Genomic DNA, 25,607 nt, shown 5'->3' with positions numbered 1-25,607 from the left:
TCAGGGCAGGTCGGGCTGGGCGGCCTTGGCGGCCAGCAGGGCGTTCAGGACGGTGTCGCGGGCCGTCACCAGAGCGCGGTCGTCGGTGCCGGCCAGTTCGGCGTCGACGCCCGCGACGAGCGTCTCGGCCAGTTTCGGGGTGAGGTGGACCCGCCCCAGGTCGCGCCACCACTCTTCGGTGGGCGGCCCGAGGTGGGCCAGGACGTGCGCGAGCCCGCCCGCGCCGCCGGAGAGGTGCTGGTTGGCGAACGGGCCGAGCACGGCCCAGCGCAGCCCGGGCCCGTTGGCGATCGCGGTGTCGATGTCGGCGACCGTCGCGATGCCGCGCTCCACCAGCGAGTACGCCTCCTGCCACAGCGCGGCCTGCAGCCGGTTCGCGACGTGGCCGGGCACCTCGCGCGCGAGCCGGATCGGCCGCTTCCCGAGCGAGGTGTAGAACGCCACGGCCCGGTCGACGACCTCGGGTGCGGTGTCGCGGCCCGGCACGACCTCGACGAGCGGGATCAGGTGTGGCGGGTTGAACGGGTGCCCGACGACGACCCGCTCGGGGTGGTGCGGGCAGCCGCGGGCGATGGCGCTCGGCAGCAGGCCGGAGGAGCTGCTCGCCAGCACCACGTCCGGCCGCGCGGCCTCGTCGAGGACGGCGAACAGCGCGTGCTTGACGTCTTCCCGCTCCGGCCCGTTCTCCTGGACGAAGTCCGCGGCGGCGGCCGCCTCACCGGCGTCGGCGACGAACCGCAGCCGATCCGTCGGCGTGCCTTCGAGCGCACTGCGCAAGCGCTCCTCGGCGCCGGGTGCCGGATCGGTGGCGACGACGTCGAGGCCCCGGGTCAGGAAGAGGGCGGCCCAGCTTGCGCCGATGACGCCGGTGCCGACGACCGCGACGGTGCTCATGCGAGCGTCCCGAAGTGGTCGAGCGCGCTGGGATCGGCCAGGACGTCCCGGCCGACGACGTCGTCGGCCCGGGCGCCGAGCAGGATCTTCTTCACCGGCAGCTCCAGTTTCTTCCCGGTGCGGTTGCGGGGGATCGACGGCACGGCGGTGATCGCGTCCGGCACGTGCCGCGGCGAGAGCGCGGTCCGCAACGCCGAGGCGATCTTGCGGCGCAGCGGGTCGTCGAGGGTGGCGCCCTGCCGCAGGGCCACGAACAGCCGCAGGTCACCGTTTCCGCCCGCGCGGTCTTCGAGGTGCACGACGAGGGAGTCGGTGATCTCCGGCAGCTCCTCGACGACGGCGTAGAACTCCGCGGTGCCGAGCCGGACGCCGCCGCGGTTGAGGGTGGCGTCCGAGCGCCCGGCGATGACGCAGCTGCCGTCCGGGGCGAAGCGGACCCAGTCGCCGTGCCGCCAGACACCGGGGTAGGTGGCGAAGTACGTCTCGCGGTAGCGTTCGCCGGAGCCGTCGCCCCAGAAGCCCACGGGCATGGACGGCATCGGGGCGGTGATCACCAGCTCGCCCAGTTCACCGATGACTTCGGCGCCGTGCTCGTCGAACGCCTTCGCGTCGACGCCGAGGCAGGGGCCCGAGATCTCGCCCGCCCGGACCGGCTGCAGCGGGCTGCCCTGGACGATGCCGCTGCACACGTCCGTGCCGCCGCTGCCGACGTTGAGCAGGACGCCCGGGAACTTCTCGTGCACCCACTGGAAACCCTCGGCGGGCAGCGGGCTGCCGGCCGCGCCGAGCTGCCGCAGCGCGGAGAGGTCGTGCTCGGCGGCCGGGTCGAGGCCCGCTTTCCGGCACGCCATCAGGAATCCCGGGCTCGCGCCCAGCAGCGTCGCCCGGGTTTCCGCGGCCAGCCGCCACTGCCAGGCCAGGTCCGGGTGCAGCGGGTTGCCGTCGACGAGCACGATCGACGCGCCGGTGAGCAGCCCGGAGACCAGCGCGTTCCACATCATCCAGGCCGTGGTGGAGAACCAGAGGATCCGGTCGCCCGCGCGCAGGTCCCAGCTGAGGCCGTGGTTCTTGAGGTGCTCCAGCAGGATCCCGCCGTGGCCGTGCACGATCGCCTTCGGCTTGCCCGTGGTGCCGGAGGAGAACAGCACGCACAGCGGGTGCGCGAAGGCGACCGGCTCGAACCCGGGTGTGCTCTCGGTGAGCAGGTCGGCCCAAGCGAGCGTGCCCGGCAGGTCGTGCTCGCCGTACGGGACGTGCACGACGTGCTCGGCGGTGGGCAGGCCCGCGCGGATTTCGGCGACCTCGGCGCGGCGGTCGACGTCCTTGGTGCCGTAGCGGTAGCCGGACACCGTCAGCAGCACCCGCGGCTCGATCTGCCCGAACCGGTCGATGACCGACCGGGCGCCGAACTCCGGCGCGCAGGACGCCCAGATCGCGCCCAGGCTCGCGACGGCGAGGTAGGCGACCACGGCTTCCGGGATGTTCGGCAGGTACGCGGCGACGCGGTCGCCGCGGCCGACGCCGAGCCGGGCCAGCCCCGCGCGGGCGCGCGCGACCTGGTCGCGCAGCTGCGCCCAGGTGAGCTCGGTGCGATCCCTGGTCTGGGAGTGGGCGATGACCGCGGTGGCGTCGTCCGGGCCGTGACCGAGTGCGTGTTCGGCGTAGTTCAGCGTGGCGCCCGGGAACCACTCGGTGCCGGGCATCGTGCGGTCGGGCACCACCGCCGTGGCCGGGGTGTGCAGGCGGACGCCGAAGAAGTCCTTGATCGAGGACCAGAAGCCGTCGAGGTCGGTCACCGACCACCGGTGCAGGGCCGCGTAGTCGCCGAACGAACGCCCGCGGGCGTCCAGCCACCGCAGGTACCGGCCGATCTCCGTGGTTTCGCGGACGTCGGGGGCGACCGGGCGCAGGATCATCGGCCGACCTTCCCGGCGCGCTTGTCCAGGAACGCCTGCATGCGTTCCTTCGCCTCGGCGCTGCCGCCGGCGATGGCGGCCATCAGCGCCTCCATCAGGTAGCCCTCGGCCGGGTTGGCCTCGGCGATGCGGGGCAGCGCCTGCAGCACCGCGAAGTTCGTGATCGGCGAGTTCGCCGCGATCTTGCGGGCCAGCTCCAGTGCGTGCTCGAGGCCGTTTTCCACGCGGTAGTGCGACAACCCGGCGGCCTGGCCCTCGTCGGCGTCGAGCACGCGGCCGGTGAGCATCATGTCGGCCATCCGGTGCGCACCGATCAGCCGCGGCACCCGCACCGACGCGCCGCCGCCGACGAACAGCCCGCGCTGCCCCTCCGGCAGGGCGTAGAACGCCGACGGCTCGGCGACGCGGATGTGCGCGGCTGCGGCGAGTTCCAGGCCGCCGCCGACGACCGCGCCCTTGAGCACGGCGACCACCGGGACGCGCCCGCGTTCGAGCCGCTCGAAGGCGCGGTGCCACATCATCGAGTGCTCCAGGCCCTCGAACGCGTCCCGCTCGGTGAGCTCGGACAGGTCCAGGCCGGCGGAGAAGTGGTCGCCGACGGCGTCGAGCACGACCGCCTTGACCCCCGGCGGCGGGGCGCCGAAGAACGACTCGATGCCGAGCACGGTCGCGTCGTCGAGGGCGTTGCGCTTCTCGGGACGCGCCAGCCGCAGCACGGCGACGTCGTCCCGCAGCTCCAGGCGCAGCGTCGGGGGCAGGAGAGGGCTGGTCATGCGGGTCCGTTCGTGAAGGTTTCGGCGGCCAGGGTGCGCAGCTCGACGCGGCGGATCTTGCCGGTGGCGTTGCGGGGCAGGGTGTCGGTGAACTGCACGTGCTTCGGGATCTTGTAGCGCGCCAGGTGCCGTTCGAGGTGGGCGCGGAACTGCGGTTCGTCCAGCTGCGCCCCGGGCCGGACGACGACGAAGGCGGCGCCGGCTTCGCCCCAGCGCTCGTCGGGCACCCCGACGACGGCGCAGGCGTCGACCGCGTCCAGCTGCACGGCGACCGCTTCGATCTCGGCGGGGTACACGTTCTCCCCGCCGGAGATGATCATGTCCTTGACCCGGTCGACGACGTGGGCCCAGCCGTCGTCGTCGACGCGGACGACGTCGCCGGTGCGGAACCAGTCACCGTCGACGAAGCTCGCTTCCGATTCGCCGGGCCGGTTCCAGTAGCCGCCGAAGACGTGCGGGCCGCGCACGAGCAGCTCGGCCGGTGTCCCGTCGAGCGGCTGCGGGGTGAGGTCGGGGCCGAGCGCGGCCACGTCGGTGAAGAAGTGCGGCACCCCGGCGGCGACCGGGTGGTCGAGCGTGCCTTCGTGGGTGGCCATCGAGACACCCGGCGCGGCCTCGGTCATGCCGTAGCCCTGCAGGAGTTTCACGCCGCGGTCGAGCCACGCGCGGGCGACGCGCTCGGCCACCGGCGAGCCGCCGTAGAGGACGCAGGTCAGCGAGCTCAGGTCGGTGCTCGCCCAGTTCTCGTGGCGGCACAGCATTTCGAGCATCGTCGGCACCGCCGAGAAGCTGGTGATCCCGGCTTCGCCGATCCGGGCGAGGATGGTGCCCGGGTCGAACCTGGCCACCGGCTCCACGCTGCCGCCCTTGAACAGCGTCGGCAGCGTGATCTGGCCCAGCCCGACGCAGTGGAACAGCGGCGCGATGCACAGCGCCTTGTCGGTGCCGAGGACGTCGAGGTGCGCCAGCTGGTTGACGGTGTTCCAGGTGAGGTTGCCGTGGCTGAGGACCGCCGCCTTCGGTCGTCCGGTGGTGCCGGAGGTGTAGAGCAGCAGGCACGGGTCCTCCAGCCGGACCGCGGTGTCCGGCGCCGGCCCGGCCGCGGCGAGCTCGCTTTCGAAGCCCGGTTCGCCGCCGGCCGGGTCCGTCGCGAGGACGACCCCGCCGGGGAGCGCCCCGGCCGCCGCGACGAGGCCGGCGGTGTCCGCGCTGTGCACGAGGACCGAGGCGCCGGCGTCGTCGAGCATGTAGCGGATCTCGGTGGGGGAGAGGCGGTAGTTGAGCGGGACGAAGATCGCGCCGCAGCGGGCGGTGGCGAAGAGCGTCTCGAACACGGTGATGGCGTTGACGCCGAGGTAGGCGACGCGGTCGCCGGGCCGCACGCCACGGCGGGTCAGCGCTCCGGCGAGGCGCTCCACCCGATCGGCGAGCGCGGCGTAGGTCAGCGACCGGTCGTGCTGCACCAGCGCGGTGCGGCCGGGCGAGATCCGCGCCCGTCGCGCGGGCCAGCTGCCGAGCCCGAAGTCGGGGAGGTGCACGGCGGCCTCCTTCACCGGTATATCAGGAACCCTGAGATGCTCAGGATGCGTGGGGAGCCCGGTTCCTGTCAAGGGACCGGTGTCCGGGCGGGCGCGGCAAGGCAATTCCCGGGAGGTGTGACTCACCAATGCTCCCGAACGGGCCTTGCCCCGGCTCGACTTTCGGAAACGAGGTTGCCCGTGCGCACCGGCGATTCCCGGCGGTTCGCCCGCCGCCCGGCGCCGCGGTGTCCGCCTTGCCGGCCGGTGCCCGCGTACGTGGCCGCCGACCCGGCGGGCGTTCTTCGGCGCGGCCCGGCCGATGGCCGTCCCCGGGACGTCGGACATCTTCGCCGACCACGCGGGGTGAACGGCGGGCCGGGAACGCTCGCCGCTCCCGGCACGGTTCACCCGGATGGGTGGTTTGACTGGCGCGCGTGCGGGCCGCGTGCGGAGGTAGGGGGTTCGGCCGTTGGCGGGGTTGCGCCGTTCGGATCAAGGACTACGCTGCGAAGAGCGGTTCAGCAGCATCCGTCCCCCGATTTGCCAGCGACCGAGCGGGTCGGTCGAGCACCACCCGCTCGTCACGTCATCTGCGAATGAGGCGTGGAGAAATGTTAGTCGTCCAGCCCCCCGCGACGGCGATCCCGGTAGCGCCGTCGAAGTACGAACAGTTCGACATCCAGGTCATCCGCCCGTACTTCGGCGCGGTGATGGTCCGGATCCGCGGCGCTCTCGACGCAGACAGCGCGCCGCAGGTCCGGTCCGCGCTGAGCACGTGGGCCCACCGCCGGTTCCCGGTGCTCGTCCTCGACCTGTCGGAGGTCGACTTCCTCGACGGAGCCGGCCTCGCGGCCCTCGCCGGCATCCAGGCCCGCGTGGCCCGCGAGAACGCGACCCTGCGCGTCGTCACGGGCGACAACCGGGTGGTGCGCCGAGCGCTGTCGGCCAGCGGGCTCGACCACGCGCTGAACGTGAGCCGCCTGCCGTCGGGGTGGGAACGCGCGACGGAGATCCCCAGCCAGAGCTGAGGGGTTGGGTTCGCCGCCCGGGTGACCCGGGCGGCGAGTGCTGCTGCGCCTTCCGCCGGTATCTCGCGATGCTCCGCGTCTGCGCTCGGCCACATACGCCAGCCGACGCTCCAGGCATGCCAGCCGACCCTCCGGGTACGCAAGCCGACCCTTCAGGTACGCAGGCCGACCCTCCGGGTACGCGGGCCGACCTTGCAGATGCGCGGGCCGACGATCTGGGTACGCGGACCGATCATCCGGGTACGCGGCCGACCCTCCAGATTCGCAAGCCGACTCTCCAGGTACGCCGGTCGACGATCCGGGTACGCAAGCCGACCCTTCAGTTACGTGGGCCGACCCTGCGGGTGCGCGGGTCGATCTCGCGAGCGGCGGCGGTCGTCGTGCTGCGGGAGGCTTCCGGCAACGCTGCGCGGGATGATCGAGCCGGGCCCGGCTCGCTCGACCGGCGGTCTCCTCACCGGCCGCGGCGTGGCACGCTGGCGGCATGCGGGAGCCGGACGACAGTGAGCCGGACGACAGAGAGCCCGTTTCGGCGACCTCGACCCAGGTCATGCTGGCCGAGTACGCGGCCCTGCGCACCGAAGTCGAGCGGCGGGCGAACACGCAGTGGAGCGTCTTCGCCCTGCAGCTGGCTTCGGCGGGGGCGATCGGCAGCGTTGCCGTCGCGGCGACCGCCGACTCGGCCGTGCTGCTGCTCGTTCCGCTGTCCTCCTACCTGCTGGGCAGCCGGTACATCCTGCACGACTTCCACATCAAGCTGATCCGGCGCTACCTGCGGGAGTCGTTGTCGGAACGCCTGGCGGACGACATCCGGTGGGAAACCTGGCGCACCGAGGCCCTCGCCGGTCCCACGACACGGGGCTGGTTCAGCGTCACCGGCTGGAACTTCGTGCACTCGACGCGTCTGGCGTTCGAAGGCGTCGGGATGCTCGCCGTGCTCTGCGCCGGGTTCGCCGGGGTGTACCGCTGGTCGCAGCGCGCCCCGGCGTGGCCGGTCGCCGTCGGGTACGCGGTCGGCTGGCTGCTCGGTGTGGGCGTCGTCCTGCTGCTGCGGCGCGCCTTCCGGCGGGCCTCCGACCTGTGAACGCCGGACCTGTCACCGCTCAGGACCGGTCGAGCTGAGCCAGCTCATCACTCCACCATGGACAGACGGGGTTGAACCGCTGCCGTCGTGGGAAATCGAATGGCCATGCCGAGCGAAAAGTCCCTTCGTGCCGGAGAAGGACCGGACAGAAACGACCTTCCGGTCACCCGGCCCGCGTGGCCGGTCACCGCGCTCAGCACGGCTGCCCAGGGCGGCCTGCTGTGGGCTCTCGTGGCCGGGGTGCTGGCGTGGCGGCCGGGCCCACGGCGCCGCGCCGCGGGGCGTGGGCTCGTGGCGGGCGCGGCCGGCATGGCCGCCGGACACGGTGTGAAGGCCGTCGTGCGACGTCCGCGGCCGCCCGGGCGGCAGTTGCCCGCCCGCCGGGCCCTGCCCGAACAGCCGTCGTCGCCGTCGTTCCCGTCCACGCACGCTTCGACGGCGGCCGCGTTCACCGTCGGCGTTGCGCTCGCCGCCCCCGCGGCGGGCGCCGCGATCGCGCCGCTGGCGGCCGTCGTCTGCTACAGCCGGGTCCGGACGCGGGCGCACTGGCCGACCGACGTGTACGGCGGTGTCGCCATCGGTGCCGTCGCGGCCGGTCTCGTGCACGGCCGGCTCAGGCGCGGAAGTACGCCCGGAAGGTCGTCCCGTCGTCGCCGGCGTGCTGGCGGACGAGGTCGGCGAGGTGGTGGACGAGCAGCAGCCCGCGGCCGCGGGGCTGGCGCGGGCTCGCGGGCCGGCGGCCGGCGAGGGGGTCGGTGAGCCGGCCGCGGTCGTGGACCTCGCAGACGAACTCGCCTTCGCCGCCCCAGAACCGGAGGGTGCCCGACCCGCTGCCGTGTTCGATGCTGTTGGTCAGCAGTTCGGTGACGACCACCTCGACGTCGGCGACCCGGTCGTCGCTCAGCCCGCAGGCGGCCGCGCGGACGTGGGCCAGCGCCCGTGCCCCCGCGAGGTCGGTGGTGTCCGGCAGCTCGAACGCGGTGTCCGGCACGGGAAGCGGCTCGTTGTACCGGGCGACCACCGCGCCCGGGTCGTAGGCGGGGCTGGTGCGGTGGGCGGTGCCGTCGACCAGGACCGGGTGCGTGCACTCGGCGTCGGCCAGGACGTCCGGGGCGAGCGCGTCGGCGTCGTAGGGGCAGAGGATGGTGCCCTCCCGGCCGGCAAAGGCGAGGTTGATGAGGGCCTCGTGCTGGGCGCACGCCGGGTACTCCGCAGCCGAGCGGGCCGCCCAGATCGGCTCGCCGATGATCCGCACCGGACGGCCGGGGTGGCTGTCGGCGAAGGCGCGCAGCACGCCGGGGATGATCCGCCCGGGGTTGCGCCCGGCCTCGGACATGTTCAGCAGCCGGACGCGGGCGGCGTCCGCGCCGAGTTCCCGCCGCAGCAGTTCGAGGTTGCCGCCGGGAACGGCGACCGCGACCGGTTCGCCCGCGGCGAGGCCGTCCCACACGAACGGCACGGTGCCCGCCAGGTAGTCGGTGTCACCGCGGTAGAACAACGCGGGGTGCTGGAACGCACCGGTACCGGTCTCCGCGGTCGTGCTCAAGCCGCCTCTCCTTCCGCCGGGATGTCACCAGTATGCGCGAAGGCGTCCGGAGATCGGCTGAGACCTGGTCAGTGCTCGCGCCTGGGCGCTCGTCAATCGATGGGGACGTAGGGGCCGTCGCCGAGCCGGGCCGATTCGACGTCCGCGTGCGTCGACGCCTTCGTGAGGAAGCGGCCCTGGACCACCCGCACCCAGCCACCCTCCGACGGGAACACCAGCACGAACTTCGGTCCGTCGTTCCCGCGCAGGACAACCCCGCTCCGCAGATTGCCGAGGAACTCGACGATGTCGCGCTCGATCTCCTCGGCGAACCAGCGGTGCTTCTCCTGCGAGATGTCGTACAGGTCCGTGTCGATGTCGTACGTCGCGCGGCGGCCCGTCACGGGGTCGTGCGCCGCGAACTCCAGGCCGAGCCAGCGTCCCGGGGTGACGGTCACCGTCGCCCGCCAGGTCGATCCGTCCAGCTGCCACCTGTCCGTGCCGGCCGTGCGGGTCGCCCCGAGCTCGTCCAGGAACTCCGTGAGCCGGTGGCCGGTCATGTCGTGGGCGCGGTCGGCATGACCCCGAGTATGCAGCACCGCGCGCCGGTAGCAGTCCGTCGTTGAGAGGACACTGAGAGCGTCATCGCCGCGCTCGTGAACTCTCCGGGGCCCGGCCGCGTGACCTGGGCAGACGATCCACTTCCGGGAGGTCACGGATGACCCACATCATCGAGGCGCGGCGCGCGGCCGTCGTCCGCAGTGAGGGCGAGTACCGGCTGGTCACCAACCAGGCCGTGCCGGCGGGCACCCTGCTGTTCACGCTCGAAGGCGAGGTCACGGGGACGCCGACGCGCTACACCGTCCAGCTCGACGAGCGGCGGCACGTCGACATGCCCGCCGGCTGCCCGCTCGAGGAGGTCCTGGACCGCTACTACTGGCGGTTCATGAACCACGCCTGCGAACCGGCCGCGGTGATCCGCGATCGCGCGGTGCTCAGCCTGCGTCCCATCCCCGCCTGGTCGGAGATCACCTTCCACTACGCCACCACCGAATACGACATGGCCGAGCCCTTCGGCTGCCGGTGCGGTGCCGAGCGCTGCGACGGTGTCGTGCAGGGCTTCCGGTACCTGACGCCGCAGCGGCGCGAAGACCTGCGCCCGCTGCTCTCGCCGTACCTGCTGGCCGTGCTCGACGGCCGCGCCGGCGAACCCGTCGGGGCGTGAGCGGTGAGCGAGGCGCTCCAGCCGGGCCGGGCCGCCGAAGCCCCGCTCCTGCACCACTTCTTCGAGCAGTCGGCCCGGCGGTGGCCGGACGCGGTCGCCGTCGACCTCCCGCCGTCCGGTGGCCGGCCGCGGCGGACGGTCACCTACCGCGACCTGCACCGCCGGTCCACGGCCGTCGCCCGCGCGGTGCAGCACGCGGTCCGGCGGCCGGGGATCGTGGCGATCCTGCTGCCCCGCACCACCGAAGACCTCCACCTCGCGCAGCTCGGCGTGCTGCGGGCCGGCTCGGCCTACGTCTGCCTCGACCCGTCGTTCCCCGACGAGCAGCTCGGCCACATCCTCGGCGACGCCGCGCCCGCGCTGCTCGTCACCGACGAAGCCGGGCACGAACGGGCCGTCCGCGCCGGTTACACCGGGGCGGTTCAGCGCGTCGACGGCCCGGCCGGGCCTCCGGCGCAGCCGGTCATCACGCCCGCGGCGCCACCCGGGCTCGCCTACGTCATCTACACCTCCGGGACCACCGGCAAGCCGAAGGGCGTGCTCGTCGGCCACCGGGGCGTGGTCAACCTGATCCGGTCCGACGTCGCCGAGTTCGGCCTCGGGCCGGGGGATCGCGTGGCCCAGGGCTCCTCGCCCGCGTACGACTCCTCGGTCGAGGAAGCGTGGATGGCCTGGGCGTGCGGGGCCACCGTGGTGGTGATGGACGACGAGACCGCGCGGCTCGGCCCCGACCTCGTGCCGTGGCTGCGGCGCGAACGGATCACCGTGCTCTGCCCGCCGCCGACCCTGCTGCGCGCGACGGCGTGCGAGGACCCGCGGCGGGAGCTGCCCGACCTGCGGCTGCTCTACGTCGGCGGCGAAGCGCTGCCCGACGACGTCGCCGAGCGGTGGGCGCCCGGCCGCCGGATGGTCAACGGCTACGGGCCCACCGAGTGCACGGTGACCTGCCTGCGCGCCGACGTCGAACCGGGGAAGCCGGTCGCCGTCGGCAAACCCGTGCCCGGCATGCGGGCCTGGGTGCTCGACGAGCGGCTCGAACCCGTCAAGCCGGGGGAGCAGGGCGAGCTGTGCATGAGCGGGGCCGGGCTGGCACTGGGCTACTACGGCAAGCCCGAGCTCACCGCCGAGAAGTTCCCCCACCACCCGCGGCTCGGGCGGCTCTACCGCACCGGCGACCTCGTGCACGCCGGCCCCGACGGCACGCTCTTCTACCACGGCCGCATCGACTCCCAGGTCAAGCTGCGCGGCTACCGCATCGAGCTGGAGGCCATCGAGGCGTCGCTGGCCCGGTTCCCCGGCGTGCGCGAGGCCGCGTGCCGGGTCCAGGGCGAGGGCGCCGGCCAGGTGATCGCCGCGCACCTGGTGCCGGACGGCCCGATGCCGGCCGCGGCCGCGCTCAAGGACCACCTGCGCAAGGTCCTGCCCGCGTACATGATCCCGGCGGTGTTCGGGGAAACCGCGGGGCTGCCGCGCAGTGCCGGCGGCAAGCTCCGCCGCAACGACCTCCCGGTGCTGGCCACCGCCCGGCGGCACGCGGCCGAGCCCGCCGCGGCCGGGAACGCGACCGAGGAGTTCATCGCCGAGGCCCTCCGCGAAGTGCTGCAGACGCCGGACATCGGGCTCGGCGACGACTTCTTCGACGACCTCGGCGGCAGTTCGCTGCAGGCGGCGATGCTCATCTCGAAACTGCGGGCCAACCCGCTCACCGAAGCCATCGCCGTCCGGGACGTCTACCGCGCCCGCACGGTGTCCGGGCTGGCGCAGCTGGCCGCGCCGGTCACCCACGACGAGATCGACGCGGTCGCGGCCCCGGCCCGCAACGCGGTCGCCATCACCCTGGCCCAGGCGGCGTGGCTGGGCGCCGAGCTGGCGATCGCCGCGCCGATCGGCTGGTTCGCCGCGTTCGTCGCGCTGCCCTGGCTGGCCGCGCGGCTCGGGCTGGTTCCGCTGATCGTGCTGCTGCCGGTCGCGCTGCTGGTGCTCGGGGCCGGCTGGACCCCGCTCGCGGTGTTCTTCGCCGTGCGCGCGAAACGGCTGCTCATCGGCAAGTTCGAGCCGGCGCGGGTCCCCGTCTGGAGCGGGTACCACTTGCGGCTGTGGCTCGTGCGGCACCTGCTGCGGTTCGTGCCGTGGGGCACCATCGCCGGCACCGAGTTCCAGAACGTGGCACTGCGGCGGCTCGGGGCCCGGATCGGCAAGCGCGTGCACCTGCACCGCGGCGTCGACCTCGTCCAGGGCGGCTGGGACCTGCTGGACATCGGTGACGACGCCACGATCGGCCAGGACGCCTCGCTCGGCCTGGTCCAGCTGACCGAAGGCCACCTGGTGATCGGCCGGATCACCGTCGCCGGCGGGGCCACCGTGGACGTGCGCGCGGGGATGTCGCCCAACACGCGCCTCGGCCGCGGGGCGTGGCTGGCCGCGCTGTCGTCCCTGCCGTCGGGAACCGCCGTTCCCGACGGACGGCGCTGGGACGGCGTCCCGGCGCACGACGCCGGTCCCGCCCCCAAGGCGCCGGTCCCGGTCGTCACCGGCAGCATGCTGTCGCCGTTCGCGCACGGGCTCGCCACCATCGCCGCCCGCGCGCTGTTCGCCTGGGTGTTCGCGCTGCCGCTGTCGATCGTCCTCATCGGACTGGTGCTGGCCTTCGACGTCACCTACCCGGCCCTGCTGGACGCCGTGACGCGGCCGTGGGAGCACGTGGCTTTCCTGCTCGTCTTCGCACTGGCCAGCTGCCTTTCGCTGCTGATCGGCGTCTGGGTCGAAGCGTTCTGCGCCCGCGCGCTCGGGCGCGTCGAGGAAGGCGTCATCAGCCGCTGGAGCCTCGCCTACATCCGGGTGAGCCTCAAGACCGGCCTGGTCACCACGGCCGGGAACTGGCTGTCCGGCGGGTTGTTCTGGCCGGTGTGGCTGCGCTGGGCCGGGATGCGGGTCGGGCGCGGCTGCGAGATCAGCACGATCATCGACGTCGTCCCGGAACTCGTCGAGATCGGGCCGGACACGTTCTTCGCCGACGGCATCTACCTCGGCGGCCCGCGGATCCAGCAGGGCACGGTCACGCTCGCGAAGGTCCGGCTCGGCCACGACACGTTCCTCGGCAACCACGCCGTCGTCCCGGCCGGGCAGCGGCTGCCCCCGGACATCCTGATCGGCGTCTGCACGGTGGCCGACGACCGCATCATGCGGCCCGGCACGTCGTGGTTCGGCCATCCGCCGATGCTGCTGCCGCGCCGGGAAATCGTGGAAACCGACCGGAGCCTCACGCACGACCCGTCGTTCGCGCGGGTCGTCACCCGCGTGTTCTGGGAGTGGCTGCGCTTCGCCATCCCGGTCGTGCCGCTGGCGGTGCTGACCGCCTGGTTCGTCATGATGTCCTACGCCGCAACGGTGCTGCCGCTCGCCGCGTTCGCCTTCCCGGGCGCCGCCGTGGTGACGCTGGTGACCGGTCTGCTGCCGTGCCTGGTCGTGCTCGCGCTGAAGTGGGGCCTGCTCGGGCGGGTCAAGCCGGGCGTGCACCCGCTGTGGTCCTGCTGGTGCAGCCGGTGGGACTTCCTCTACGTCGCCTGGGGCGTCATCGCGGGCGGGGTGCTGTCGGCGCTGGAAGGCACCCTGATGCTGCCGCTGTTCCTGCGCCGCACCGGTGTGGACATCGGCAAGCGGGTGGTGCTCGGCGAAGGGTTCGCCCAGGTCGTCGACCCGGACATGCTGCACTTCGGCGACGGCGCGACGGTCAGCGCGATGTTCCAGGCCCACACGTTCGAGGACCGCGTGCTCAAGATCGACCACGTGTACGTCGGGGCGCACTCGACGCTTGCGCATGGCACGGTTCCGTTGTACGGCGCCGAAATCGGCGAGCACACGCACGTCGCGCCGCACAGCGTCATCATGAAGCAGGAACGCCTGCTCCCGCGGCTGCGTTACGCGGGCGTCCCGACGAAGGAGCAGAAAGCCCCTTCGCCGCGGACGAACCCGGAGCCGCGGACCCAGCCGCTGCGCCAGGCCGGGCGGCAGCGGCCCGTTCCCGAGCCGCCGACGCAGGCGTTCTGGCAGGTCGACCGGACCTTCGCCGTGCCCGGCGAGCAGCCGGGACGGCGAAGCCCGCAGGCTACGGCTCGGTCAGGTCGAACCGCTGGAGGGTCACCGAGCCACCGAGCGCCTGCGTGGCGTGGTTGAAGACGGCGAACCGGTAGCCCATGAAGAACTGCCAGGCGTTGTTGAGCGTGAACGGCGTGCCGAGCGGGGTGAAGTTGACCCCGTCCGTGCTGTAGGAGAAGCGGGCCTGGCGTCCGGTGCCGGGCCGGATGTCGGCGTTGGCGCGCAGCCAGATCCGGGACCCGGGCAGGTCGGCGCCGGCGACTTCGGTGCCGGTGCCGGTCGTGTTCCAGTTGCTGTCCATGGTCAGGCCGTTGACCATGACCACCCGGTTGCGGCCGCCGTCGCGCTTGACGCCGATGTAGGCGGAGGAGTCGCGCAGCATCGCCAGGCCGGTGCGGTCGCCGTCGCGCATCGACGTCAGGTCGAGCGTGGCGGTGGCCGTGGACGTCGGGCCTTGGATCCGGTGGGTCAGGGTGTTGCGGGCGGAGTAGAGGTCGTTGGTCACCGTGGCCGTCGACAGCTTGAGACCGTTGCCGACGGAGAACTTCGTGGTGTCGGGGTTGTGGTTCCACTCCCACTGCGGGCTCAGCGCCGGGCCGGGGAAGGTGTCGGTGCCGGTCATCGGCTCGACCTGCCGCGGTGGCGGCGGCAGGTTCGGCGCCGGGTAGGTCGTGCCCCAGCGGCCGTTGACCGTCTGCAGCTTGGGCCAGCCGTCGGCGGTCCAGGTGACCGGGGCGAGCACGGGGACGCGGCCGCCGGGGTAGGAGTCGACGAAAGCCATGTAATACCAGTCGCCGTTCTGCGTCTGCACCAGGCCGCCCTGGTGCGGGACACCGCCGCCGGAGATCGGGCCCGGCAGGTCCAGCAGCACCTGCTGGACGGTGTAGGGCCCCCACGGGCTGCTCGCCTTAAGGATGTACTGGCCGTTGGCCGGGCGGGTCGCGAAGATGTAGTAGCTGCCGCCCCGCTTGTAGAACCGCGAGCCCTCGAGCGTGCCGATGTTCGACGGCGTCTGGAAGACCTGCTGCGAGCGGACTTCGGTCTTGCCGTCCTTGGAGAGCTGGGCGACGCTCAGCGTGGTGTTGCCGTAGGCGACGTACATCGTGTCGTCGTCGTCGACGAGCATGCCGGCGTCGTAGTAGCACTTGTCGATGGTCGTGAGCTTCGACCACGGGCTGTCGACGGCGGTGGCGGTGTAGATGTAGGTCTTGGCGAAGTCGACGCAGCCGCCCCAGTAGTACGTGTCGTTGCTGGCGCGGTGGTTGAAGAACGACGCCCAGATGCCGCGCACGTACCCGCGGCCGCCGTTGAGGTCGTACTTCGCGCCGAAGTCCAGCTTGGGCACGGAATGCCCGGCGAACTCCCAGTGCACGAGGTCGTAGGAGCGCAGGATGGGGGCGCCGGGGGAGTAGTGCATCGTCGAGGCGGAGTAGTAGTAGGCGTTGCCGACCCGGATGATGTCGACGTCGGCGAAGTCCTGCCACAGCACCGGGTTGGTGAAGGTGGACGGCTGGTTCGGGGTCGTCGTGGTGGTCGGGGTCGTCGGCGTGGTGGTCGGCGTGGTCGTGGTTGGCGTGGTCGGCGTGGTCGGTGTGGTGGTCGGACCGACGTCGCCGGTGCACAGGGTGCCGTTGAGCCGGAACTCCGCCGGCGCCGGGTCGGCCGAGGTGAACGTGCCGTTGAAGCCGAAGTCGACCTTGCCGCCGGTGGGGACGGCGCCGTTGTAGGTGACGTTCTTCGCGCTGACCTGCGTGCCCGTCTGGGTGATGGTCGCGTTCCAGTACTGGCCCACCTGCTGCCCGGCGGTGAAGGACCAGTCCAGGCTCCACCCGCTGATCGCGTCCCCGAGGTTGGTGATCGACACGGACGCGCCGAAGCCGCCCTGCCACTCGGAGGTCTTCGTGTAGGTGACCGAGCACCCGGCCGCGGCGTGCGCGGCCGGGGTGGCCACCAGGAGGGCGCCGGCGAGGCCGGTCGCGGCGAGCAGGGCCGAAGCGGCCGCCCGGGATCGTCGGCGTGACACGGCTGTCCTTTCGGGTCGGGGGAGGAGCTCAGGCGGCGAACTGCCACCAGTTCACGTTGAAGAGGTAGCCGCTGCCGCCGGTGAACCGCAGGACCAGGTCCTGCGTGCCGGTGACGCCGCTGACCGGGCAGGACACCGACGCCCACGTCTGCCAGCCGCCGGTGCCGGACACGGTGCAGCGGCCGACCACGGTGCCGGTGGCGCTGCCCAGCCGCACCTCGATCGTGCCGCCGGAGCTCGCCGAGGCGACCCGGGCGGTGAACGTCTTGGCGCCCGCCCCGAAAGCGACGTTGCGGACCTTGACGTTGTCGCCGTTTTCGATCCAGCCGATGTTCATGCCGCCTTCGGACGCCGGCTCGGTTTCGATCCCCGACTCCCAGTTGATCGTTTCGGCTTCCTGCCGGACGTAGGGGTTCAGCGTGTCGGCCGGCGGCGGTCCGCTGGTCGTCATGTTGATCGTCGGAATGCTGCCGTCGGCGTTGTAGGCGAACTTCTCGACGGCCACCGAGCGGGTGTAGCCGCCGCCGCCCGGCAGCGCGCCGTTGTGGTAGAAGAAGTACGAGCTGCCCTTGAAGTCGACGAGCCCGGGGTGGTTGGTGAAACTGCTGCCCTGCGTCGGCATCACCGTGCCCCGGTAGGTCCACGGCCCGGTCGGGCCGGGCGAGGTGGAGTAGCCGATGAACTCCGAGCAGCACTTGGCCGCGAACACGTTGTAGTACGTGCCGTTGCGCTTGTAGACCCAGGGGCCTTCTTCGTACAGCGTCGGACGGCTGCCGCCGTTGGGTCGCGTGCCGAACCCGGCCGTGGTGAGCGGGATCTGGTTGACGCCGCCCGAGTACGACGTCATGTCGGCGTTGAGCCGGACGTACCAGAGGTTCGGGTTGCCCCAATACAGGTACGCCTGGCCGTTGTCGTCGATGAACACCGTCGGGTCGATCTCGCCGTTCTCCACGAGCGGGTGGCCGATGGCGTCGCGGAACGGCCCGGTGGGGCTGTCCGCGACGCCGACGCCGATGGCCATCCGGCCGGTCGCCCGGTCGACCATCGGGGCGTACCAGTAGAACTTGCCGCCGCGTTCGACGGCCTGCCCCGCCCACGCGTCCTGTTTGGCCCAGCTGAACGTCGCCAGGCTCATCGGCGAGCCGTGGTCGGTCCAGTTGACCATGTCCGAGGACGACCAGACCCGCCAGTCCTTCATGGTGAAGTAGGTCGAGCCGTCCTCGTCGTGTCCCGTGTAGAGGTAGACGCGGCCGTTGTACACCAGCGGTGCCGGGTCGGCGGTGTAGATGTGCTGGACGATCGGGTTGTCGGCGTGCGCGGTGGCGGGCAGGACCGCCGTCGCGCACAGGGCCGCGGTCAGCCAGGCGAGCAGGCGCCTTCGGTGGGACACGGTGGTCTCCGTTCGTCGGAAGCGGTCAGTTCGCCGAGCAGGTGGCGCCGAGGCCGTCGGCGCTGCCGGTGCCCTGGAAGCCGAACTCGGTCGACTGCCCGGCCGCGACACTGCCGTTGTAGGAGACGTTGGACCAGGTGACGCTGCCGGTGGTGCCGCTGTTGGTCGCGCTCCAGCCGTTGGTCACGGCCGCGCCGCCGGGCAGGTCCGTCGTCACCCGCCAGCCGGACAGCGCGCTGCTGCCGGCGGTGACCTTCACGGTGGCCACGAACCCGCCGTTCCACGAGTTCAGTGACACCGAGGCGCTGCAGCCGCCGGGGTTGTTCGGTGTGGTCGGGGTCGTCGGCGTGGTGGGCGTGGTCGGACTCGTGGGCGTGGTCGGGGTCGTCGGCGTCGTCGGGGTGGTGGGCGAAGTCGGGGTCGCGGCGTTCAGCGCGTCGAGGACGCTGTTGTAGGCGGCCTTCTTGTTCCCGTTGCCGTCGAACAGCAGCGGGTTCTCGCCGGTGCGCCAGGAGTCGGTGTCGCGGATGCCCCACGTGGTGATGCCGGCGCAGCGCGAGACGGCCACGCAGGCGCGGGTGACCGCGCCGTAGGCGTTCGCCTGGTTGCTGCCGGCGATGTCGAGCTCGGTGATCTGGACCTCGACGCCGAGGTCGGCGAACCGCTGCAGGTTGGCCTGGTAGTCGCCGGGCGGGTTGCCGGAGAGGTGGGACTGGAAGCCGACGCAGTCGATCGGGACACCGCGGGACTTGAAGTCCTTCACCATGTTGTAGACGCCGGTGCTCTTGGCGTTGACGCCGTCGGTGTTGTAGTCGTTGTAGCAGAGCTTCGCGCCGGGGTCGGCGGCCCGGGCCGCGCGGAACGCCGCTTCGATCCAGTCGTTGCCGGTGCGCTGGAGGTTCGAGTCGCGCCGGCCGCCGCTGCCGCCGTCGGCGAACGCTTCGTTGACGACGTCCCAGGCGTAGATCTTGCCCTTGTAGTGGGTGGCGACCTGGGTGACGTGGTTCATCATGGCCTGGCGCAGGTCGGTTCCGGACAGGCCCTGGGCCCAGCCGGGTTCCTGCTGGTACCACAGCAGCGCGTGCCCGCGCACCCGCTTGCCGGTGCTCACGGCCTGGTTGAGGATCCGGTCGCCGCCGCTGTAGTTGAACTGGCCGCGGCTGGGCTCGGTGGCGTCCCACTTCATCTCGTTCTCGGGGGTGACCATAGTGAACTCCCGGTTGAGGATGTTCACGTAGGTCGTGTCGCCGAGCTTCCCGGCCGCGACGGCGGTGCCGAAGTACCGGCCGCTCTGGGCGGCCGCCGCGCCGAGCGTGGTGGCCGCACCGTCGGCGGACGTGGCGAGCACCAGGGAAACCCCGAGCGTCGTCGCCAGGAAGGCCGAGGCCAGCGCGGCTCGGGAGAGCGACCGCGATGTCGTCTTCATCTGCACACCTTCGTTTCGTGGGGAGGGGAGGAGCACGGTCACGGGCTGGTGCACGTGGCCGTGCCGAGGCTCGCCGCGCCGGGACCGGACACGAGGAAGCCGAACGTCGTGGCCGCACCGGCGCCGAGCGTGCCGTTGTAGGCGGCGTTCTTGACCGTCACCGGGCCGGTGCCGCTCGCCGTGCCGCCCCAGACCTGGCCGACGCTCTGGCCGCCGGGCAGGGTGAACCGCACGGTCCAGCCGTCGAGGGCGGCGGTGCCGGTGTTCGCGACGGTCACTTCGCCCTGGAAGCCGCCGTTCCAGCTGCCCACGACCCGCGGGGTCGCGGTGCACGGCCCGCCGCCCGACGGCGGCTGCTGGTCCCCGCCGATGCTGCCGGGGACCGCGTTGAGCGCGTTGTACCAGGTGGTGGCCATCTTGCTGTAGCCGGCAGCGTCGGGGTGGATGCCGTCGGGCAGGTCGGCGATGGCCACCGAGGGGTACATGTCGACCAGGTGCACGCGCTTGCCGGCGGCGGCCTTGGCCCGCAGGTCGGGGGCGATCGCCGCGTTGAAGGTGCGGACCGTCTGGTCGGCGAACCGGATCGGGATGATGGTGGCGACGAAGACGTCGGTGTCCGGTGCCTGGTTCGTGATCCGGTCGACCAGCGCCGACAGCCGCCGCGGCGCACCGGCCGGATCGGCGCCGTACATGTCGTTCGTGCCGATGTGGAGCAGGATCGTGCGCGGGTGGAACCGGGTCAGCCAGCCGGAGACGTTCGCGTCGATCTGCGCGATGGTCCAGCCCGGGTGACCTTCGTGGTCGCGGTCGGGCATGCTCGCCGGCCCGTCGGAAAGGGAGCCGACGAAGTCGATCGAGCGTCCGTCGGCCCGCAGTTTCGCGCCGAGGTCGAGGCGGTAGCCGCCGATCGAGCCGCCCTGGGTGATGGAGTCCCCGAGCGGCATGATCGCCACCGGGGTGGCGGCCGCCGCGGGCACGGACACCGCACCCAGCGCGGCGCAGGCCGCCAGCGCACCGGCGACGATCTTCGCGAGTTTCATCGGGGGATCCTTCGCATACCGCGGGGGCGGATTCGCCTTTCACGCCCTATTCCGCTCGGTTTGAACCAGCGTATCCGGGCGCGGGATCCGTGACCACGAATTCGGTGTAACTTACAATTCTTCCGCTATTCCGCGAAACTTTCGGGCAGGCCGGAGCCGGGCGCCTCCCCGGCGCCCGGCTCCGGTGCTCCCCGGCTAGTTGATGCTCGCGGAGAACGAGTTGACCGCGAGGCCGACGCCGCCGCTCCACGGTTCGAAACCGGCCTGGATGCTGGTGAGGTACCAGGACCGGTCGACGCGGGTGCGGTTGTCGACGTCGTTGACGAAGTCCATCACGTTGAACGACCAGCCCGACAGCGCCGAGGTGGCCACATAGGACACCACGTCGTTGCCGCCGTTGTTGCCCTGCCACACGTCCCAGCTGCGGCCGCCGATGCTGGTGGTGCCGACCCGGCCGCCGACCGGCTGGACGTTGCCGGTGTGGTTGAGCCAGATCATCAGCTCCATCTGGTTGACCCCGTTGGTCTTCGGTGTCGGGTCCATCCAGATGTCGTACGAGGCGTCGAAGACCGAGTTTCCGACGTAGTTGTACGAGATCGACGACGGCGCGCTGCCGATCCGGCTGAGCTGCCGGGGCAGGGGCGAGCCGGGCGAGCAGTTCGAGTAGTGGCAGCCGAGGTAGACCGCCGGGTAGGACAGCGGTGCGCCGCCGCTGGTGGACCCCTGCTGGGTCTGGATCCGGAAGCCGCTGCCGGTGACGTTGATGCACTGCTGGGCGCTGCTGCCCCACCGGTTGTTCATCACGACGTACCGGCCGCCGATGGTGGTCGAGCCGTACTGGTCGCAGATCAGCGTGTCCGCGTGCGCGGCCGGGGCCGCGACGACCGGCGCCGCGAGGCCGGCCGCGGCCAGCAGCACCGCGGACAGGGCGTTCCTCAGCTTCATGGGTCTCCTCCACGTCGTTGTGGCTGTTCTGGGAGCGCTCTCAATCTGAAGTGGTATCGATGTAACCACAGCGGCGCGCCGGTGCAAAGAGGGTCGCCGTGATCGATTCACCGAATGCGGGCAATTGGTTGGGAGCGCTCCCGGTCAGGCGGCCGCCCGCAGCGTCCACTTCTGGTTCGCCTGCCCGTTGCAGGTCCACAGGATCAGCTTGGTGCCGGCGGCGGTGCCCTGCCCGGTCGCGTCGAGGCACCGGCCGGACTGCACGCCGGTGACCGTCCCGTCGGCGTTGACGGTCCACTGCTGGTTGGCCTGGCCGGAACAGGTCCAGATGATCACCGGGGTGCCGTCGGCCGTGCCCTGCCCGGACGCGTCCAGGCACTTCGACCCGAAGGCCGTCAGCTGCTTGCCGCTGGGCGTCCAGGGCGCCCCGGCGCAGTCCTGCAGCTGCACCGCGGTGCCGTCGGCGGACCCCGGGACGTCGGCGCACCGGCCCGACTGCGTCCCGACGAGCTGCCGCCCCGACGACGGGCCGGGGGTGCCGATGCTGCCCGGGACCGACTCCAGGGCGGCGTACCACACCGCGGCCATCTTGTCGTAGCCCCCGGCGTTGGGGTGGACGCCGTCGACCAGGTCGGCGGCGGTCAGCGCGGCGTGCATGTCCACCAGGTGCACGTGCTTGCCGGCGTTCTGCTTGCTCTGCACCAGGCCGGGGATCGTGGCGTTGAAGGTCCGCGCGGCGGCCTCCTGGCCGCTGTTGGCGATCGGGATGATCGTCGCGACGAAGACCTCGGCGTCCGGTGCCGTCGCGGTGATGTGGTCGACCAGCGCGGACAGGCGGTCCGGCGCGTGGGCGACGTCGTAGTTCTGCAGGACGTCGTTGGTGCCGATGTGCAGCAGGACCGTGTGCGGGCCGCTGGTGCGCAGCCACGACACGGTGTTGGCGTCGATCTGGTCGATGCGCCAGCCCGGGTGGCCCTCGTGGTCGTGGTCGCCGAGCGTGGCGGGCCCGTTGGACTGCGAACCGACGAAGTCCACCTGGTAACCGCCCGCCGTCACCCGCTGCCAGAGCCCGATCCGGTAGCCGCCGGGGACCTGCGTGCCCTCGGTGATGGAATCACCGAGGGGCATCACCCGGACTCCGCCGTTGGATTCGGCGCCGGCGGTGCCGGGCAGCAGGGTGCCGGCCAGGACCGCCGCGGCCGCGGCGAGCCACCCGAGCCGTGTGCGCATCTCGTCCTCCTCGCTGACCGGCCGTCACACGCCGGTGATGGTCCACTGGTTGTTGGTGCTGCTGTTCGGGGTCCACAGGCCCACGCTCGAGCCGGCGGTGGTGCTGCCCATGCCGTCGAGCGCGGTCCCGGTGGCCCGGTTGACGATCTGGTACCGGCCGTTGCCCAGGGCGGTCAGCCGCCACTGCTGGCTGGTGCCGCCGGTCCACGCCGCCTGCGCGGGCGTGGCGCCGTTGGCGGTGTTGCCCCGGCTGTCGGCGACCATCCCGTTGGTGCGGTTGACGATCCGGACGTAGCCGCCGCCGGCGTCGGTCAGCTGCCACTGCAGGTTCGTGCTGCCGTCCCAGTTCCACTGCTTGAGCGGCGAGCCGGCGGCCACGCTGCCGCCGCTGTCCAGCACGAGACCGGTGGTGACGTTGGCGATCCGGGCCCAGCCGGTGGGCAGCGGGCCGGAGCCGGGGGTGGGTACCTGGCCGGCGAACGTCAGCTTCACCACGTAGGCCGGTGCGTCGAACGGCGGGGTGGCCGACGGCAGCTGGACGCGCAGGGCGGACGCGTCCTGCACCGGCGTGGGCAGGGCCGTGGCGGCCCCGGCGTTCGGGCCGAGCAGCTGGGCGGACACGAGGTTGCCCAGGTTGATCCGGTTCGACCCGAGCGTCGTGATCGGGAAGGTGCTCCCCGGCCAGCCCAGCACGGTCGCGTACAGCACGGTGTTGTCCTTGCTGCGGGTGAACCGGACGTCGGTCTTCGTCCCCTCCACCGGGGTGGTGAACGACCCGCCGCCCATCTTCGTCGGGCCTTCGCCGTACACCGCCCACGCGCGGGTGCCGTAGAAGGACTCGCCGAACCGCTTGAGGTAGTCGCCGATGCCGAGCAGGATCGAGCGCTGCCCGGCGGGGATGGTGCCGTCGGCCATCGGGGCGATGTTCAGCAGCATGGTGCCGTTCTTGCTGACCCGGTCGAGCAGGGAGTGCAGGATGGCCTTCATCGAGTAGTAGCCGATGCCGTTGGTGTAGCACCAGCTGGAACTGGAGATGCTGTCGTCGGTCATCCAGTACGGGCTGAGCAGGTCGCCGGGGCCGCCGCGTTCGAAGTCGAAGACCTCGCCGCGGTTGTCGAACCCGTCCTTGTAGGTCGCGACGACGTCCTTGTTCCAGGCGACGGCCTGGTTGTAGTAGTGCGAGAGGAAGTTCAACCGCTGGGCTTCGTCGACCTGGGTCAGGTTGAAGTCCTGGTACACGATGTCGGGCTGGTACCCGTCGACGACCTCCCGGAGCTTGTCGTACCACAGCTGGTTCTCCGCCGTCCTGCCGTTCTGGCCGAACAGGCGGCGCAGCGACTCGGTCGGCTGGGTCGGCACGTGGTCGTAGTAGCCGGTGAAGTGGTACGCGTGGTGCAGCGCCGTCAGCAGCTTGAGGCCCTTCGCGCGGATCGCGTCCGCGTGCAGCCGCAGCAGGTCCAGCTGCGGGCCGGTGCGGACCGAGTTCCACTCGTTGGCGCTGCTGTTCCACATCGAATAGCCGTCGTGGTGCTCGGCGACCGGGCCGGCGAACTTCGCGCCGGCGTCGGCGAAGAGCTGGGCCCAGTCGGCGGGGTCGAAGTTCCCGCCCGCGGACTTGAGCTTCGGCGCGAACTGCACCCAGTTGCCCGCCTTGTCGCGGGCGCCGTTGATGAAGTTCTGGTACGGCCACGCCGACGGATCGCCGTAGACGGCCTTGTGGTGGTTGTTCTCGTTGGACCCGCTGATGTACATGTTCCGCGGGTACCACTCGTTGCCGAACGCCGGGACGCTGAACACGCCCCAGTGGTAGTAGATGCCGAACTTGGCGTCCTGGAACCACTCCGGTGCGGGCGGGTGCTGGTCGACCGACGACCAGCTCGCGGTGTAGCTGCCGGGTCCTTCGGTCGCCCACACGGTGCGGACGCGGAACACGCCGGCGGCCGCGGCGGCCCCGGCCACCACGATCAGCCTGCGCCGGGACAGCTCGAACGAAGACATGGGGAGGCCTTTCAGTTCAGGGACCACTTCTGGTTGTTCGCGCCGGTGCAGGTGGCGAGCTGGACCGCGGTGCCGTTCGCGGTCCCGGAGCTGGTGACGTCGAGGCAGAGCCCGGACTGGGCGCCGGTGACGGTCCCGTTGGCGGCGAACGTCCACTGCTGGTTGTTCTGGCCGTTGCAGTTCCAGATGATGACCTTGGTGCCCGGGGTGGTGCCCCGGCCCGAGGCGTCGAGGCAGCGCAGGTTGCCGCCGTCGTAGACGGTCAGCTCGCCGGCCGCCGTCCGGGTCCACGTCTGGTTGGTGCCGCCGTTGCAGTCCCAGATCTGGACGGCCGTGCCCGGGGTGGTGCTGACGCCGTTGACGTCGAGGCACTTGTTCGCGCCCACCGCGTGCACCGCGCCGGTGCTGCCCGTGCCACCACCGGTGCTGTAGCCGGCCGCGGTGACGCTGGCCTGCACCGCGTTCTCCGTGGCGTCGCTCGGGTAGCCGCTGGTCACCGCGCCTTCGAAGAACTCGCCGACCCCGGAGACGCTGTTGTCCCCGCCCGTGCCCAGCAGGATCGACGGCTCCAGCTTCATCGGCGAGTAGCCGTTGGGCAGCCCGCCCGAATACGGCGTGGTGAGGCCGCCGGTGGTGGCGTCGCCGTACTTCAGGGTGAAGTTGGAGGTGCCGTTGTTCTTCAGCCACGCGCTGACGAACGGGTGGTGCACACCCGGGTTGTTCGGGTCCTTGTTGGAGCCGGATCCGGTGTGGTACATGCCGTTCTCCAGGTCGGCCTCGACCCACGGGCCGGTGCCCGTGCAGCCGTTGAACCAGCAGGCGGTGCCCCAGTAGATGGCGTTCATGGTGGCGTTGCCGGTGTCGTTGTGGGAGGTTTCGCCGCTGCCGTAGTCGAAGCAGCACCACTGGTTGACGTAGTTCGACGAGGTGATCATGTAGATCCCCTCCGGCTGGGCCCCGACCGGTGCGCCCTTGGCGTTGTCGATCCGGTAGCCGACGCCCTGGGTGACCTTGATGCCGAACACCGGGTGCCCGCCGGCGGTCACCGGCAGCGCCATCGCGTCGGCGCCGACGTCCGAGCCGTTGGGGCCGGGGCCCTTCCAGAAGCCGCCCCACGAGATGGGCAGGTCGTTGTGGTTGGCGGTCTGGTCGTAGATCTTCGTGACCGTGCACTTGGCCCCGGCGCAGAAGGACACCTGCGGGGCGGAGTCGGCGTAGCCGCCCGCCTCCAGCAGGTGGATGTCGAGGTACTTCTGGTCCGACGCCCGCTGGATCTGGTACAGCGGGCCGTTGTAGGCCGCGAAGAGGGCACGGGTGGTGCTGTGCGCGGTGACGCACGGCGTGCCGCCGGCGGCGTAGAGGTCGCACGCCTGCTGGGTGGCCGCCTGGGCCGCGGGAGCCGTGGCGGCCACCGCGCCGGCGGTCAGCAGGAGGGCCGCCGCCACGGCGTGGAAGGTTCTGAGCAGGGAACGCTTGCGGAAGACCATGGCCGAAC

The 25,607-nt window shown here is 71.9% G+C and carries 18 protein-coding genes and 1 pseudogene; 5 read left to right on the top strand and 14 right to left on the bottom strand.

The genetic code is table 11. The features are described from left to right. From ACLJPY_RS44515 to ACLJPY_RS44500, 4 genes are read right to left on the bottom strand one after another with little or no spacing between them, the layout of a single operon-like run. Positions 1 to 894 (bottom strand): 3-hydroxyacyl-CoA dehydrogenase NAD-binding domain-containing protein, encoded by an 894-nt coding sequence (locus ACLJPY_RS44515; RefSeq protein WP_410597029.1) that lies wholly within the window; start codon positions 892 to 894, stop codon positions 1 to 3. Continuing rightward, a complete protein-coding gene (locus tag ACLJPY_RS44510) occupies positions 891 to 2,810 on the bottom strand; it encodes an acetoacetate--CoA ligase (protein ID WP_410597028.1) in 1,920 nt (639 codons plus the stop codon). Before ACLJPY_RS44510 ends, ACLJPY_RS44515 begins: the two co-directional genes overlap by 4 nt. Further along, positions 2,807 to 3,583: a crotonase/enoyl-CoA hydratase family protein gene (locus tag ACLJPY_RS44505; protein WP_410597027.1), complete on the bottom strand. Its 777-nt coding sequence runs from the start codon at positions 3,581 to 3,583 to the stop codon at positions 2,807 to 2,809. The genes ACLJPY_RS44510 and ACLJPY_RS44505 overlap by 4 nt, the downstream gene beginning before the upstream one ends. Next, complete coding sequence (locus ACLJPY_RS44500; RefSeq protein ID WP_410597026.1) at positions 3,580 to 5,121, bottom strand: acyl-CoA synthetase; 1,542 nt, start codon at positions 5,119 to 5,121, stop codon at positions 3,580 to 3,582. The genes ACLJPY_RS44505 and ACLJPY_RS44500 overlap by 4 nt, the downstream gene beginning before the upstream one ends. A 593-nt stretch (positions 5,122 to 5,714) precedes the next feature. On the opposite strand from ACLJPY_RS44500, the gene ACLJPY_RS44495 reads away from it, so the two are divergent. The 3 genes and pseudogenes from ACLJPY_RS44495 to ACLJPY_RS44485 all read left to right on the top strand — a co-directional run. Beyond that, complete coding sequence (locus ACLJPY_RS44495; RefSeq protein WP_410597025.1) at positions 5,715 to 6,131, top strand: STAS domain-containing protein; 417 nt, start codon at positions 5,715 to 5,717, stop codon at positions 6,129 to 6,131. Positions 6,132 to 6,615: 484 nt separating this feature from the next. Further along, complete coding sequence (locus ACLJPY_RS44490) at positions 6,616 to 7,215, top strand: hypothetical protein (RefSeq protein ID WP_410597024.1); 600 nt, start codon at positions 6,616 to 6,618, stop codon at positions 7,213 to 7,215. 99 nt (positions 7,216 to 7,314) lie between these two features. After that, a pseudogene (locus ACLJPY_RS44485) lies at positions 7,315 to 7,809 on the top strand (phosphatase PAP2 family protein); the annotation flags it as partial. Between the two features lie 19 nt (positions 7,810 to 7,828). Here the strand turns inward: ACLJPY_RS44485 and ACLJPY_RS44480 are convergent. Both ACLJPY_RS44480 and ACLJPY_RS44475 read right to left on the bottom strand, forming a co-directional pair. Continuing rightward, positions 7,829 to 8,761 (bottom strand): anti-sigma factor RsbA family regulatory protein, encoded by a 933-nt coding sequence (locus tag ACLJPY_RS44480; protein ID WP_410597023.1) that lies wholly within the window; start codon positions 8,759 to 8,761, stop codon positions 7,829 to 7,831. Positions 8,762 to 8,853: 92 nt separating this feature from the next. After that, the gene (locus tag ACLJPY_RS44475; protein ID WP_410597022.1) at positions 8,854 to 9,339 is read right to left on the bottom strand and encodes a hypothetical protein; all 486 of its coding nucleotides are present in this window, start codon (positions 9,337 to 9,339) and stop codon (positions 8,854 to 8,856) included. Between the two features lie 119 nt (positions 9,340 to 9,458). Here ACLJPY_RS44475 and ACLJPY_RS44470 point away from each other — a divergent pair, with 119 nt between their 5' ends. Further along, complete coding sequence (locus ACLJPY_RS44470; protein ID WP_410597021.1) at positions 9,459 to 9,965, top strand: SET domain-containing protein-lysine N-methyltransferase; 507 nt, start codon at positions 9,459 to 9,461, stop codon at positions 9,963 to 9,965. Between the two features lie 3 nt (positions 9,966 to 9,968). After that, positions 9,969 to 14,138 (top strand): amino acid adenylation domain-containing protein, encoded by a 4,170-nt coding sequence (locus tag ACLJPY_RS44465; protein WP_410597020.1) that lies wholly within the window; start codon positions 9,969 to 9,971, stop codon positions 14,136 to 14,138. Here ACLJPY_RS44465 and ACLJPY_RS44460 read toward each other — a convergent pair. From ACLJPY_RS44460 to ACLJPY_RS44425, 8 genes are all read right to left on the bottom strand, one after another. Beyond that, complete coding sequence (locus ACLJPY_RS44460) at positions 14,071 to 16,083, bottom strand: family 43 glycosylhydrolase (RefSeq protein WP_410597019.1); 2,013 nt, start codon at positions 16,081 to 16,083, stop codon at positions 14,071 to 14,073. The genes ACLJPY_RS44465 and ACLJPY_RS44460 overlap by 68 nt on opposite strands. A 28-nt stretch (positions 16,084 to 16,111) precedes the next feature. After that, positions 16,112 to 17,473 carry a glycoside hydrolase family 43 protein gene (locus ACLJPY_RS44455; RefSeq protein WP_410597018.1) on the bottom strand — a complete coding sequence of 454 codons (1,362 nt, stop codon included), beginning with the start codon at positions 17,471 to 17,473 and terminating at the stop codon, positions 16,112 to 16,114. A gap of 25 nt (positions 17,474 to 17,498) precedes the next feature. Next, positions 17,499 to 18,899, bottom strand: coding sequence for an endo-1,4-beta-xylanase (locus ACLJPY_RS44450; protein WP_410597017.1), 1,401 nt, complete (start codon positions 18,897 to 18,899; stop codon positions 17,499 to 17,501). Positions 18,900 to 18,937: 38 nt separating this feature from the next. After that, a complete protein-coding gene (locus ACLJPY_RS44445; RefSeq protein ID WP_410597016.1) occupies positions 18,938 to 19,939 on the bottom strand; it encodes a cellulose binding domain-containing protein in 1,002 nt (333 codons plus the stop codon). Positions 19,940 to 20,134: 195 nt separating this feature from the next. Further along, entirely contained in the window at positions 20,135 to 20,884 is a 750-nt protein-coding gene (locus tag ACLJPY_RS44440) for a GH12 family glycosyl hydrolase domain-containing protein (RefSeq protein ID WP_410597015.1), read from the bottom strand. Positions 20,885 to 21,028: 144 nt separating this feature from the next. Beyond that, positions 21,029 to 22,114, bottom strand: a complete 1,086-nt coding sequence (locus tag ACLJPY_RS44435) for a ricin-type beta-trefoil lectin domain protein (RefSeq protein WP_410597014.1) — start codon at positions 22,112 to 22,114, stop codon at positions 21,029 to 21,031. A gap of 24 nt (positions 22,115 to 22,138) precedes the next feature. Next, positions 22,139 to 24,112, bottom strand: a complete 1,974-nt coding sequence (locus tag ACLJPY_RS44430; RefSeq protein ID WP_410597013.1) for an alpha-L-fucosidase — start codon at positions 24,110 to 24,112, stop codon at positions 22,139 to 22,141. 11 nt (positions 24,113 to 24,123) lie between these two features. After that, a complete protein-coding gene (locus ACLJPY_RS44425) occupies positions 24,124 to 25,599 on the bottom strand; it encodes an arabinofuranosidase catalytic domain-containing protein (protein WP_410597012.1) in 1,476 nt (491 codons plus the stop codon). Between the last annotated feature and the right edge of the window lie 8 nt (positions 25,600 to 25,607).

Origin of the sequence: Amycolatopsis sp. lyj-23, from assembly GCF_046549135.1 — a bacterium.
Classification (GTDB): Bacteria; Actinomycetota; Actinomycetes; order Mycobacteriales; family Pseudonocardiaceae; genus Amycolatopsis.
The sequence above is the reverse complement of the archived record's forward strand: the minus strand, read 5'-3'. Positions and strand labels throughout refer to the sequence as shown.

What these genes read in the sequence shown, in the direction of transcription:
- ACLJPY_RS44505 (WP_410597027.1), bottom strand. Translation starts at nt 3,583, where the DNA reads ATGACCAGCCCTCTCCTGCCCCCGACGCTGCGCCTGGAGCTGCGGGAC.
- ACLJPY_RS44450 (WP_410597017.1), bottom strand. Translation starts at nt 18,899, where the DNA reads ATGAAGACGACATCGCGGTCGCTCTCCCGAGCCGCGCTGGCCTCGGCC.
- ACLJPY_RS44425 (WP_410597012.1), bottom strand. Translation starts at nt 25,599, where the DNA reads ATGGTCTTCCGCAAGCGTTCCCTGCTCAGAACCTTCCACGCCGTGGCG.
- ACLJPY_RS44495 (WP_410597025.1), top strand. Translation starts at nt 5,715, where the DNA reads ATGTTAGTCGTCCAGCCCCCCGCGACGGCGATCCCGGTAGCGCCGTCG.
- ACLJPY_RS44445 (WP_410597016.1), bottom strand. Translation starts at nt 19,939, where the DNA reads ATGAAACTCGCGAAGATCGTCGCCGGTGCGCTGGCGGCCTGCGCCGCG.
- ACLJPY_RS44440 (WP_410597015.1), bottom strand. Translation starts at nt 20,884, where the DNA reads ATGAAGCTGAGGAACGCCCTGTCCGCGGTGCTGCTGGCCGCGGCCGGC.
- ACLJPY_RS44470 (WP_410597021.1), top strand. Translation starts at nt 9,459, where the DNA reads ATGACCCACATCATCGAGGCGCGGCGCGCGGCCGTCGTCCGCAGTGAG.
- ACLJPY_RS44490 (WP_410597024.1), top strand. Translation starts at nt 6,616, where the DNA reads ATGCGGGAGCCGGACGACAGTGAGCCGGACGACAGAGAGCCCGTTTCG.
- ACLJPY_RS44430 (WP_410597013.1), bottom strand. Translation starts at nt 24,112, where the DNA reads ATGTCTTCGTTCGAGCTGTCCCGGCGCAGGCTGATCGTGGTGGCCGGG.
- ACLJPY_RS44515 (WP_410597029.1), bottom strand. Translation starts at nt 894, where the DNA reads ATGAGCACCGTCGCGGTCGTCGGCACCGGCGTCATCGGCGCAAGCTGG.
- ACLJPY_RS44435 (WP_410597014.1), bottom strand. Translation starts at nt 22,114, where the DNA reads ATGCGCACACGGCTCGGGTGGCTCGCCGCGGCCGCGGCGGTCCTGGCC.
- ACLJPY_RS44510 (WP_410597028.1), bottom strand. Translation starts at nt 2,810, where the DNA reads ATGATCCTGCGCCCGGTCGCCCCCGACGTCCGCGAAACCACGGAGATC.